General features: G+C 70.4%; 10 protein-coding genes. 6 read left to right on the top strand and 4 right to left on the bottom strand.

Features of this window, described 5'->3' with window-relative positions; translation table 11 throughout:
* Window positions 1–22: 22 nt before the first annotated feature.
* Complete coding sequence (locus TA3x_RS10205) at window positions 23–1360, bottom strand: ArnT family glycosyltransferase (RefSeq protein ID WP_435020823.1); 1338 nt, start codon at window positions 1358–1360, stop codon at window positions 23–25.
* A gap of 466 nt (window positions 1361–1826) precedes the next feature.
* Between TA3x_RS10205 and TA3x_RS10210 the strand changes: the two genes are divergently transcribed.
* The 6 genes from TA3x_RS10210 to TA3x_RS10235 all read left to right on the top strand — a co-directional run bounded on the left by TA3x_RS10210 (window position 1827) and on the right by TA3x_RS10235 (window position 9995).
* Window positions 1827–2354: a hypothetical protein gene (locus TA3x_RS10210; RefSeq protein WP_435020825.1), complete on the top strand. Its 528-nt coding sequence runs from the start codon at window positions 1827–1829 to the stop codon at window positions 2352–2354.
* A 217-nt stretch (window positions 2355–2571) separates the two neighbouring features.
* Entirely contained in the window at window positions 2572–4131 is a 1560-nt protein-coding gene (locus tag TA3x_RS10215; protein ID WP_435020827.1) for an efflux RND transporter periplasmic adaptor subunit, read from the top strand.
* 28 nt (window positions 4132–4159) lie between these two features.
* Entirely contained in the window at window positions 4160–7234 is a 3075-nt protein-coding gene (locus TA3x_RS10220; protein ID WP_435020829.1) for an efflux RND transporter permease subunit, read from the top strand.
* 107 nt (window positions 7235–7341) lie between these two features.
* A complete protein-coding gene (locus tag TA3x_RS10225; protein ID WP_435020831.1) occupies window positions 7342–8778 on the top strand; it encodes a hypothetical protein in 1437 nt (478 codons plus the stop codon).
* A 65-nt stretch (window positions 8779–8843) separates the two neighbouring features.
* Window positions 8844–9281 (top strand): GNAT family N-acetyltransferase, encoded by a 438-nt coding sequence (locus TA3x_RS10230; RefSeq protein WP_435020833.1) that lies wholly within the window; start codon window positions 8844–8846, stop codon window positions 9279–9281.
* A gap of 90 nt (window positions 9282–9371) precedes the next feature.
* Window positions 9372–9995 carry a hypothetical protein gene (locus TA3x_RS10235; protein ID WP_435020835.1) on the top strand — a complete coding sequence of 208 codons (624 nt, stop codon included), beginning with the start codon at window positions 9372–9374 and terminating at the stop codon, window positions 9993–9995.
* 13 nt (window positions 9996–10008) lie between these two features.
* On the opposite strand, the gene TA3x_RS10240 is transcribed toward TA3x_RS10235, so the two are convergent.
* From TA3x_RS10240 to TA3x_RS10250, 3 genes are all read right to left on the bottom strand, one after another.
* A complete protein-coding gene (locus TA3x_RS10240; protein ID WP_435020837.1) occupies window positions 10009–10782 on the bottom strand; it encodes a YqjF family protein in 774 nt (257 codons plus the stop codon).
* Window positions 10783–10801: 19 nt separating this feature from the next.
* The gene (locus tag TA3x_RS10245; protein WP_435020839.1) at window positions 10802–11593 is read right to left on the bottom strand and encodes a sensor histidine kinase; all 792 of its coding nucleotides are present in this window, start codon (window positions 11591–11593) and stop codon (window positions 10802–10804) included.
* Between the two features lie 195 nt (window positions 11594–11788).
* Window positions 11789–12553 carry a sugar phosphate isomerase/epimerase family protein gene (locus tag TA3x_RS10250; RefSeq protein WP_435020841.1) on the bottom strand — a complete coding sequence of 255 codons (765 nt, stop codon included), beginning with the start codon at window positions 12551–12553 and terminating at the stop codon, window positions 11789–11791.
* Between the last annotated feature and the right edge of the window lie 46 nt (window positions 12554–12599).

Genomic DNA, 12599 nt, shown 5'->3' on the forward strand with positions numbered 1-12599 from the left:
GGGTCGGGGGCAGGGGCCGGGATCATGGGGCGAGCGACTCGCCCGCGCCCGGAGTCGGCGGGGTCGGGGCCGACCAGGTCTCCGCGAGGAATCGTTCCACGTCGCGGGCCCAGGGCAACGCGGCGGCGAGCGCGAAGAGGCCGAGGTCGCCCGGTTCGCGGAACCTCCAACTCCCCCAGCTGACCAGGGTCACGGCGCTCACGAACAGGGGCAGGATCCAGAAGATGGCCGTCCCCCGGTACTGGCGGCGGAGCCGGAACACGGACACGCACGCCAGGATCAAAAGCCCGATCAGCGGGAGGTTCCCCAGAAGGGTCTGCGACCACCCGTTCCAGAACGGATAGATCCCCCACATGTAGGTCAGCTTGCGGAAGGAGATGTAGAGGGTCGCCCCGGGATTGCTGAGCATCCAGGCCTGGGCCCGCTCGGCGAGCAGCCTCGTCTGCAGGGTGTAGGGGAGCTTCGTCTCCTCGGGGGTGAGGTAGCCCGTCTCGGAGACCGTCACCCACTTCCCCGGGTGGACCGAGACCACCCGGCCGCTCGGGGAGACGGAGTCCATATCATTCTCTCGCTCCTTCCGGAGCAACTCGGGATTGAAGCCCCCGGCCAGGGTCTCGCCCCCGATGTTGCTCAGCAACACGGGCGAATGTTCCCTCAGCGAGATGAGGATCGACCAGGGCAGCACGATCAGCAGGCACCCGGCGGCCAGGGTCGCCGCCGAGAGCAGCCCGGCCTTGCCCCCGCGGGCTCGCCAGTATGCCAGGAGGGCCCCGAACGGGGCGAAGAGCAGGTACATGGGGCGGACATGCATGCAGAAGGCGAGCATGATCCCCGACCAGAACCACCGCCAGGCCCGCTTCCGCCCGGTGACGGTGGGGCCCGGGAAGATGAGCAGCGTCGTCGCGAAGATCGGCAGGGCGAACGTCTCGCTGTAGAGCGTGGCGCCGTAGCGGATGAAGGTGGGCCAGGTCATCACCCCCAGGCCGGCCAGCAGGGCGGCCCCCCGGCTGCCGAACTCCCGCCGGACCAGGAGGTAGGTCAGCGGGGTGGTGAGGCTGAACAGGAACGAGACGGCCAGCTGGAGCGGCAGGAGCTGGTCGCCCAGCACCCACCGGAACCCCGCGAGCACGATGAAGTATCCGGCCACGCGACGCGCGTTGAAATCGTAGCGGCCCTGGAGGAACTCGCCGGCAAAGTCGTAGTATTCCAGCTCGTCGACATCGAGCATGGCGGGCGTGAAATGCGTCCGGGTGGCGAAGACCAGGCCCCAGGTCAGGAGCAGCGAGCCGAGGAACAAGGCCAGGGAGATATAGAGGGCATTCGATCCGGTTGATTTAACGGGGCCTGGCTCGGATGTCATCGCAAAATCTCGACGAGGGGTGAACGGGGGGGGGACCGGAGAGGCGCAACGAAGAGATTTTGACGGCAGAATCTAACGCGGATTCAAGGCGCCCGTCAAGGAACCGTCCGGCAGGCCGGAGTGCCGTCCCGACGTGGATCGATGGCCCGACGCCCGATGGCGGAGGCATCGGCCTCGATCGGCGAGGCATCGCTCGGCCGGACCTCCGCCCGATCGGTGGGCGATCGTGGGGAACTCCTTTTTGGGGAGATTTCCCGGATCAGCTCGTGTCGTCCCGAGGGGGGAAGAAGGGCCGATCCCGATGGCCGGGTGGCCCGCGATCCGCGGAGGCCGAGGCTCGGGGCCGGAGGGGCCGACGCCCCTCCATCGCCGGCTTGACGGCGGAGGGGCGGGACGCATAATAGGGTGACGGGCCCTCCGCCCGCCCCGCCTGGTTTCGAATAGCGCTCACGAATCGGATGGCACCATGTCGCGTCGGTGGTTCGCCCGATGGCACCGCGTCCGCGTGCTGGGGATCAGCTTGCTGATCCTGGGGCTCGCGCACACGCCGATGCCGCAGGCGGACTTCCACAACGTGCGGCATCACGACGACCCCGGCCAGGTGTGCGTGCTGCACGACCACCTGCTGCGGTGGCACCCGGACGCCGGGATGGCCGATGACGTGGCCGTGCTGCACTGGCACTGGCTGATGCCGACCGCCGGCCCGGACGATGGGGCCAAGCTGGGCCAGGATGCTCCCCGGATCCACGCCCACGTCGATGACTGGCAGGGGATCACCGTCGACGACGCCACGCAGTTCGTCGCCGATTCCGGGTCGCGGATGATCGACCCGCCCTCGGCCTCGCCGATTTCGGCCTTCGACCTCGCGGCGATCGCCTCGCCGCCCGACGATCGAGGGCTCCGCGCCGGGCCGATGCCGCCGCTGCGCGCCTACGGATCGACCCTGACGGCCCATGCGCCGTTGTCGTGCTGGCTGGCACGCTGGTCCTGCTGAATCCCGCCCCCTTCTCCGCGATCGCCCCGAGCGTCGCCCGGCCCCGCTGCGCGGCCGGTTCCGCACGCCCGGGCCCGTCATCCCGCGTCCCCGCATCGTCCCCATCCCGACCGGGTTCCGCCCGGCCCTGGCCCGCCGCCGTCGCGAAGCGCCCCGCTTGAAGGGGGCCGATCGCGCCGGGGTCGCCCGGGCCGTCGGCGGCGTGGAGGCCCCGCCCATGAGGTTGGCCCTGGCTGCTGCTCGTCCCTCGTCCGCGATCCCCTCGTCCCGGTGGATCGTGGCCTTCGCCGTCGGCGCCGTGGCGCTGGCGGCGGCGTCCCACCTGGCCCACGACCGCCTGTTCCACGAGCACGCTTCGGCCGGGGCGGGCGCGAAGGCCGGCGAGGAGCCCGCGTCGGCCGTCGCCGAGGCCCCGGCGCACGACCCGGCTGCCACGGTCACGCTGCCCGAGGGGAAGTTCAAGCTGGCCGACATCCGGGTCGAGCCGGCCTCCGCCGTGGCCCTGCCGTCCGAGGTGTCGGTGGCAGGGCGGATCGACGCCGACCCGTACCACCGCGTCGACGTCCGGCCGAAGGCGGCGGGCGTGGTCCGGACCCTGGCCGCCCGGCCGGGGCAGAAGGTCAAGGCGGGTGATGTCCTGGTCGTGCTGGACAGCCCCGACGTCGGCACCGCGCGGCTGGCCGTCCGGGCCCGCCAGCGCGAGCTGGCCACGGTCCGCGTCGAGGCCGACTGGAAGGCCCGGGTCGCGGACAACGTCGCCTCGCTGATCGACCGGCTCCGGAAGGGGGCCCCCGCCGACGAGATGTCCCGCGAGTTCGCCGACAAGCCGCTGGGCAACTCGCGGGGGATCCTGCTGGCCGCCTACTCGGAGATGGAGATCGCCTCGCACGAGGCCGGCAAGTTGGCCGACCTGAACAAGAAGAAGGTCGTCGGCGAGCACCCGGTCTTCGTCGCCCAGCACACGTTCGAGGGGGCCCAGGCGAAGTTCGCGGCGGCGATGGAGCAGGTCCGCTTCGACGTGTCCCAGCAGGACCGCGTCGCCAAGCAGGCGGTCCGCACCGCCGAGGAGGCCGTGGTGGACGCCGCCCAGAGGCTCCGGATCCTCGGCGTCGAGGAGGACCTGGCCGACCTGCTCGCCCACCCCGAGCGTGCCTCGGCGCTGCCCAGCGGGACCGAGGACGTGACCGCCTACCCGGTCGTCGCCCCGTTCGACGGCACCGTCGTCACGACCTCGACGGTGGTCAGCCAACACGTCGGGCCGGCCGATATCCTCTGCCTGGTGGCCGACCTCTCGACCGTCCTGGCCGTGGCCAACGTCCCCGAGTCGTACTTCCCGCTCCTGCCCAGCCTGGGGCAGGGGACGGTCCGGCTCACCGCCGAGGCCTATCCGGGGCGGGACTTCGAGGCCAAGGTCCTCTACGTCGGCTCGGAGGTCGACCCGAACACCCGCACGGTCCGCCTGGTGGCCGAGACCAAAAACCCCGACGACCTGCTCAAGCTCGGGATGTTCGCCACCATCGTCCTGGATTCCGCCGCGTCGGAGCCCTCGGTCACGGTCCCCGCCGCCTCGGTCATCGAGATCGACGAGAAGCCCGCCGTGTTCGTCCCCGCCAAGGGGGAGCGATCGTTCCAACTCCATCCGGTTACGCTCGGCCGCGAGGCGAACGGCCTCCGCGTGGTGGCCTCCGGCCTCAAGGCCGGCGACCCGGTGGTGACCTCCGGCGCCTTCCTGATCAAGAGCGAGCTGATCCTCCAGAACGAGTCCGAAGAAGACTGACCCCGCCCCGGGTCCCCGAGGTCCCTCCATGCTCAATGCCCTGATCGAGATGGCGCTGCGGAATCGGTTCATGGTGATCGCGGGCACGCTGCTGATGGCGGCCCTGGGGGTCTACTCCGCGCTGAACCTCCCCATCGACGCCGTGCCGGACATGACCAACGTCCAGGTCCAGGTGATCACCGAGGCCCCGGCGCTCAGCCCGACCGAGGTCGAGACCCTGCTCTCGTTCCCGGTCGAGGGGGCGATGAGCGGCCTGCCGGATGTGGAGCAGATCCGCTCGATCAGCAAGTTCGGCGTGTCGGTGGTGACCATCGTGTTCCGCGAGGGGACCGACATCTACCGCGCCCGGCAGCTGGTGGGCGAGCGTCTCCAGCGGGCCGCCGAGGCGATCCCGCCGGGCTACGGCACGCCGTCCCTGGGTCCGATCTCGACGGCGCTGGGGGAGATCTTCCAGTTCCAGGTGAAGGGCAAGGGGGTCAGCCCCATGGAACTGCGGACCACGCTCGACTGGTTCATCTCCTACCAGCTGCGCGGGGTGCCGGGGGTGACCGAGATCAACGCCCAGGGCGGGGAGATGAAGACCTACCAGGTCGAGGTCGACCCGGACAGGCTGGCCGAATACCGCCTGTCGATGACCCGGCTGTTCGACGCCCTGAGGATGAACAACGCCAACGTCGGCGGCGGCTACCTGGTCCGCGACGGGGAGGCTCGCTACATCCGGGGCGAGAGCCAGACCCATAATGTGGCCGACATCGCCGCGATCGTGATCGACGAGCGCGAGGGCGTGCCGGTGCGGGTCTCCGACGTCGCCACGGTCCACCCCGCCCCGATGATCCGCGCGGGGCTGGTCACCCGCGACGGCGAGGGGGAGATCGTCCTGGGCATCGTCATGATGCTGATCGGCGAGAACTCGCGCCTCGTGACCGAGCGGGTCAAGGCGGAGATCGAGAAGATCCAGTCGAGCCTGCCCCCGGGCATCACCATCGAGCCGCTCTACGACCGGACCCACCTGATCGACCAGACGCTGGAGACGGTGCTCCACAACCTGGCCGAGGGCGGGGCCCTGGTGGTGGTGATCCTCCTTTTGCTGCTGGGCAACATCCGGGGCGGGCTGATCGTGGCCCTGGCCATCCCGTTGTCGATGCTGTTCGCCTCCAGCGTGATGGCCGCCACCGGCGTGACCGCCAGCCTGATGAGCCTGGGGGCCATCGACTTCGGGATGATCGTCGACTCCAGCGTGATCATGGTCGAGAACTGCGTCCGCCGCCTGGGGCACGAGGGGGGCACCCGGCCCAAGATCGAGATCATCCGCGACGCGGCCGTGGAGGTCCGCAAGCCGACCATGTTCGGCGAGCTGATCATCGCCATCGTCTACCTGCCGATCCTGGCCCTCCAGGGCACCGAGGGGAAGCTGTTCCGCCCCATGGCCCTGACCGTGATCTTCGCCCTGGCCGGCTCGATGGTCCTGTCGCTCACCCTGATGCCGGTGCTGGCCTCGCTGGCCCTGGGAGACAAGGTGGTCGAGAAGGAGATCTGGCTGGTCCGCCTCATCAAGCGCATCTATGAGCCGATGCTCGACGCCTTCATCCGCCGCCCGGTGCTGGCCACCCTGGTGTCGATCGGCCTGATCGGCCTGAGCGTGCCGGTGGCCCTGAACCTGGGCGCCGAGTTCATGCCCAAGCTCAACGAGGGGGACCTGCTGATCGAGGCGGTCCGGATCCCGTCGGCCTCTTTGGAAGGGGCCGTGGAGGCGTCCACCCAGATCGAGAAGATCCTCAAGACCTTCCCCGAGGTCCGCATGGTCTACTGCAAGACCGGCCGGCCCGAGATCGCCAACGACGTGATGGGCGTGCACCAGACCGACGTCTGGACCATGCTCAAGCCGCAGGACGAGTGGCGGGACGGGCTGACCCGCGACGCCCTGATCGAGGAGATGAACAACAAGCTCACGGCCAACGTCCCGGGCGTCAAATTCGGCTTCAGCCAGCCGATCGAGATGCGGGTCAACGAGCTGGTGGCGGGCGTCAAGAGCGACGTGGCCGCGCTGATCTACGGGCCGGACCTCGACGTCCTCCGCCGCAAGGCCGGCGAGGTGGAGCGCGTCCTGGCGAAGATCCCCGGGGCCCAGGACGTGAAGTCCCCCAGCGAGGGGCGGCTGCCGATGCTCCGGGTCTCGGTCCGCCGCGATCAGCTGGCGCGATACGGGATCAAGGCCAGCGACGTGCTGGACGCCGTGGCCGCGCTGGGCGGGACGACCGTCGGCACGGTGTTCGAGGGCCAGATCCGCCACCCGATCCGGGTCCGCCTGCCCGAGTCGTGGCGCAACGACCCGGCCAAGATCGGCTCGATCCGGGTCGTCGACCCGATGGGCCGGGCGATCCCCCTGCGCGACCTGGCCGACATCGCCGCCGAGGAGGGGCCGTATGAGGTGGAGCGAGAGAACGTCCAAAGGCGGGCGGTGGTCGGCGTCAACGTCCGGGGCCGCGACCTCGCCGGGTTCGTCGCCGAGGCCCAGGCCGCCATCGAGCGAGACGTCCCCAACACGCCCGGCTACCTGATCCGCTGGGGCGGCCAGTTCGAGCACCTCCAGACCGCCACCCGCCGCTTGCTGATCGTGGTGCCGATCGCCCTAGTGCTGATCTTCCTCCTGCTCTACACGTCGTTCGGCTCGCTGAGCCTGTCGGCCCTGATCTACCTGGCCGTCCCCACGGCCGCCACCGGGGGCGTGCTGGCCCTGGCGGCGCGCGGGCTGCCGTTCTCAATCTCGGCGGGCGTCGGCTTCATCGCCCTGTTCGGCGTGGCGGTGCTCAACGGCCTGGTCTGGGTCTCCGCCGTGGAACACCTCCGCCAGGACGGGATGGAGCCCCACGCCGCCGCCCGCGAGGCGTCCCTGGTCCGCCTCCGGCCGATCCTCATGACCGCCCTGGTCGCCGGCTTCGGCTTCATCCCCATGGCCCTGGCCACCACCCCCGGCGCCGAGATCCAACGCCCCCTGGCCACCGTGGTCATCGGCGGCCTGGTGACTTCCACCATCCTCACCGCCCTGGTCCTGCCCGCGATCTACCCGTGGTTCGCCCGGGGGACACCGCAGGAGGCCCGGTAGGGACGCCGCCCTTCAGGGGCGAGCTGCTACGCCATCCGGGCCGGGGCGGGTATTCTGGTCGGGCCGGCCGTCCTGCCTGACCCTTCCTCCCGTGCGATGCAACGCCCATGCTTTCGATCCTGACCGCCCTGGCTCTGTCGTTCCCCGCCTTCGCTGATGGCCCGAAGGGCGACGGCCCGTTCGTCCAAAGGGGCTACTACATCACGTTCATGCGGATGCCGACCTACGACCTCGCCGACTGGAAGCGGGTCGTCGACGGCATCCGCGAGGACGGCGGCAATACCTTGCTGCTCTGGGTGGGCGGGGCGTTCCGGTCGGAGAAATACCCGATCACCTGGGCGTATAACGCCGAGCACGAGAACGTCCGCAAGGACTTCGTCCGCGAGCTGATCGAGTACTCTCACGGCCGGGGTATCAAGGTGCTGCTCGGCTTCACGCCGTTCGGCTATGACGGGGTGAACCGATACGCGCTGGAGCATCCCGAACTGAAGGCGGTCGGGAAGGACGGCCAGCCCACCGCCCCCTTCGGCATCGGCTGCTGGGGATACAACCTTTGCCCGTCGCGGCCCGAGTCCCGGCGGTTCATGCTGGAATATGCCCGGGAGATGGCCTTCGATTTCTACCCGGAGGCCGACGGGCTGCTGATCGAGTCGTCGGATTACGCCATCTGCCACTGCAAGGGCTGCGGCGAACGCTTCTTCGAGAAGGAGTTCGACTTCGTGAGGCAGATCTCTGAGGAGGTCTGGGCGCGGAAGCCCGGGGCGACGGTCGTGGTCTTCCCGCACTACTTCTCCGGGGCCGACGTGCCGGGCTTCGGCGTGAAGGCGGCCCGGCTCCCCTTCGACCCCCGCTGGTCGCTCGTGTTCACGCCCCACAGCGCCAACCCCGAGCCCGACCTCATCCGGCAGGCGAGGGGCAGCCTGTGGTGGGACGACTCGCCCGCCCTGCGCAGTCCCCGGGAGATCCGCGCCGGCGCCGGGCGGGCGAGGGATTTGGGCGTGACGGGCTACGTCCCCTCGCTGGAGGCGTTCACCTTCGTCGCCACCGAGCCCGAGGAGGGCCAGGCCTGGCTCAAGGGCCGGCGGCAGGTGCCCCTGGGGTTCGGCTGGCTGGAGCCGGGCGACCCGCCCTACGACGAGTTGCCGGCGCGGGTCAATCGGATCGCCTACCGGGAATTCGCCCGCGACCCCGACCTCGCGTTCGAAGACTACAAGAAGATCCTGGGTCGCGACCTCTTCGGGCCGTCCGCCACCCCCGAGGCCGTCGACGATGCCCTGGAACTCCAGGCCGCCCTGAACTTCGAACGGACCTGGTGCCAGCCCTCGCCGCTGGCGAGCCCCGAGCGGCTCCGGGCGATGAAGGGCCGGGGCGAACTGACGCGGGAGAAGCGGGCCGAGTATCGGGCCGCGCTGGACCGGCTCCGGGGCATCGAGGCGCGGCATCGCGAGCCGAGGCCGGACGGCGAGCGGGAGCTTCATCGCATCGCCGGGTGGGTGCTCGGCCGGTGGGGCGATCAGGAACGGACGCTCCTGGCTGACGACTGAGCCAGTGCCCGACCCCCGTCCGAACCACGGTAACGAGGCCGGCAACCTCCCGCGAGCCGAAATCCATGACCACGATCGAGGCCATTTCCGATCCCACGCCCGTCGACCTCGCGGCGATCCTCGCCCCGCTCGATGCCGCCAGCCGGGCGTCGGGGTACGCCTACACGCCCGAGGCGTTGACGCTGGTGCTCCGCGACGAGGGCGGGCGGATCGTCGGCGGGGCGATCGGCGAGACGTACTGGGGCTGGCTCCACGTCCGCATCCTGGCCGTGGCCGAGGAACTCCGGGGGCAGGGGGCGGGGCGGAGGCTCATGGAGGAGATGGAACGCCTGGCGGCGGGACGGGGTTGCCGCCATGCCTGGGTGGATACCTTCAGCTTCCAGGCGCGGCCGTTCTATGAACGCCTGGGCTATCGCATCTTCGGCACCCTGCCGCACTATCCCGACGACCAGTACCGCTACTTCCTGGCCAAGGCGATCGGCCCGCCCGGCACGGCCGGCTGACGCGGTGCGGGAGGGAAACTGATCGAAATTTATGGTCGACACCGATACGATGGTCCGGGTTTGGTCCGGGTCTTCACGTCGGAGGATGCGATGTTCCATGCGATGGGATCTGTTCTGGCCGCGGCCGCGATCGGCCTCGGCGCCCCGCCCGAGGACGCCCCGTTGCCCTCCGCGAAGCCCGACCGGCCGGCCGACGCCAAGGCGAGCGACCTGGGGTTCCTCCAGGTCGGCCGAGCTTACTTGATTCGGTTTCCCGAGGAGCGCCACCCGGCCCTCAAGCGGGAGACCGAGACCGCGGCGGCGACGACCAAGGAGACCGACGTCAAGACCGGCGAGGTCCGGACGCGGTCGGTACAGCCCATCACCTGGAACATGAAGTTCCAGATCGACGTCTTCGTCGTCCGGGAGCTGGGCGGCGGCCCGTGGGTGTTGCTGGAGTACCCGGCCGATCCTAAGGTGGCCTTGCAGGCCGGGATGGCACGCCACACCCTCGCGGATTCGAAGAGGGTGGCCGAGATGGAGAAAACCGAGGAAGGCCGGGAAGCCCTGGCCAGCGTTCGGGAGTCCGCTGACCGCAAGCTGGAGACGACCCGGACCTGGGTCAACATGAATTATGCCGTCTCGATCGCCGACCCGCCCAAGGATGGGGCGTTCGACTGGACGCCCCAAATCCGGGTCGAGATGCGTCAGGCCAGCCCGCCCGCGAGCCCCTGAAACCGGCCCACGCTCACCGGGCCGGCGACGCCGCCGGCCCGAGCGGGAAGACTTCCACATCCACCCGGCGGGCGTAGTGGGCCAGCGGGGCGGCATCGGGCCGGGCGATGCCCGCCGCGGCCAGCAAGGTCTCTTCGATGGATTCGACCTCGGCCACCCGGAGCGGATAGGGCGTGTGGTTGACCCGTCCGAGCTTCAGGGGTGTGCCCGTAGACGAGTAGAGGACGTAACGCTCGGCCAGGAAGTGCTCCAAGCTGCCGGGCACGGCCGGGGCGACCGGCGAACGGACGGTGGCGACGATCCGGGAGGTCGCGGGACGGGGGCCGGGGTAGATCCGGCGGGACTTGTAGGCCAGCCGCGTCCCGCCGGGGATCTCGGACGCGTCCAGGGCCATCCGCGCGAAGAAGTAAGGCAGGCGGAACCAGGCCCGGCCCAGGGCCGCGCCGACGACGTTGGCGGCATCGAGGCTGAAGAACCAGACGCCGGGATCCCGGCCTCCGGCATGGACATAGGTCCGGACGTTGGTCTCGTGGAAGTTCGACAGGCCCCGGACGGCGGGCAGGCCGGCCGGGCGGACGCCGCTCATGGTGAACGGGACCAGCCCGACGAACGCACGGCCCTGGAACGTGTCGAGTTCCAGCCCCGGGGGCAGCAACGCCCGGAGCGACTGGGCCGGGATTTCCCAGTGGAGGAACAGGAGGTGTTCCCAGGACTGCCGCATCACCGCGCGGCCCGGCGGCCGGCGGGTCGGCGTGATCCGGTCGATGGCGTCGGGGTCGGCGGTCATGGCCCCTCCCGGATGGGGATCAGGCCGCCCCCTGGCGGGCGGGGGCCGCAGCCGGCGCGGGGCAGGCGGGGAGGCGGAGGGTGAAGGTCGTCCCCCGGCCCAGCTTGCTCTCGGCCCGGAGCCGCCCGCGATGGCTCTCGACGATCTCGCGGCAGACGGAAAGCCCCAGGCCGGTGCCGCCCAGCCCGGAGGCGTCGGGGCCGGTCTTGGTGGTGAAGAAGGGCTCGAAGATGCGCCGCAGGTCGGCCGGGGCGATCCCCTTGCCGGTGTCGGACACGCTGACCTCGGCGAGCTTGCCGCTGGGGTCCTGGCCGACCCGGACCCGGACCGTGCCGCCGTCGGGCATGGCCTGGCGGGCGTTGATCACCAGGTTCAGGAGCACCTGCTGGATCTGGGCCGGGTTGACCCGGGCATGGGGCCGGGATTCGGCGATGAAGTCGAGGTGGACGCGGTAGTTGGCCAGGTCCTTGGCGGTCAGCAGCGTGACCTCCTCGGCGAGCCGGGCGACGTCGGCCGCCGACCTCTGGTCGTGCCGGGGGCGGGCCAGGCCCAGCACCCCGCCGGTGATCACGGCGGCCCGCTCGGCCCCCTCCTGGATCTTCTCGAACGCCCGGCGGCGGAACTCGGGGTCCGGGTTGCGGAGTCCGAGCTTGGCGTAGTTCAGGATCGGCGTGAGCGCATTGTTCAACTCGTGGCAGATGCTGCCCGCCAGCACGCCCAGACTGCTGACGCGCTGGAGTTCGACCACCTGGCGGCGGAGGGCGTCCCATTCCTCTCGCGTCGGCGGCGTCTCATCTGGTGACGATGCCATCGGTCCCTCGCATCGTGCCCGGTTCCTATCGGCCGCCGGATCGGCCCATCCCCTCCTCGGGACGGCCCGAACCGACCGGGCCCATCTCGATCGGCCCATCCCTCGTATCGGCGATCCGGGCCCCAGGGATGAGACCCCGGGGCCCGAGAAGTGCCATCCGCCGCCGGCGCCGGGAGGCCGGGCGAGGCGGGGGGATTAGATGAGGCTTTCGAGCAGGAGCTTGAGCTTGCGGACCTCGATCTCGACCTCGAACGGGCTGTCCAGCGAGTCGAGGATCGACACGGTGAGGCCCCGGTTGTAGCCGTTCCGCTCCAGGAGGTTGACGATCCGGCCGTACTCGATGTCCCCCTGGCCGACGCGGACCTGGAACTCGCCCGGCTTCTTGCCGGTGTCGCGCAGCAGGACGTTCTGGACGAACGGGAAGACCTCGTCGTAGTTGCCGCCGGCCAAAGGCCCCTGGATGTAGTGGCTGGGGTCGAGCGTCAGGCTCAGCCCCGGCACGGCGCGGCACAGGGCGGCGGCGGCAGAGGGGTCCGACGTGAGCGTCGCCGAGTCGGTCATCAGGGCCACGACCAGGCCCTGGCGGGTGGCGTGGGACACCAGGCCGGTGAGCCGCTTGACCTCGTCGTCGAAGTCCGAGCCGATCGGCGCGGCCGGGATGGTCAGCACCGCGACGGTCAGCGCCTTGGCCATCCGGCAGATGGCCTCGAACCGGCGGCGGACCTCCGGGGCCTCGGCGTCGCCGAAGTCGATCCCGAAGGCGGACGGCGTGATGTTCGGCCCCTCGCGGAGCCGGCCCAGGGCGCCTTCCAGGTTGTCGGCGACCTCGGACGGGTGGAGGTGATCCCCCGGCTCGACGATCGCCAGGTCGATCTTGCGGAACTCCAAATCGGCGATCTGGCGCAGGGCCGCCTTCAGGGGCTTCCGCGAGAAACAAGACGTGTTGCAGGCAACGAACACCCGGACCCCCTCCATCCGTGAAGGACGCGGGACCCGGCCTCGACCT

Origin of the sequence: Tundrisphaera macrotermitis (assembly GCF_051175315.1) — a bacterium.
Taxonomy (GTDB): Bacteria; Planctomycetota; Planctomycetia; order Isosphaerales; family Isosphaeraceae; genus Tundrisphaera.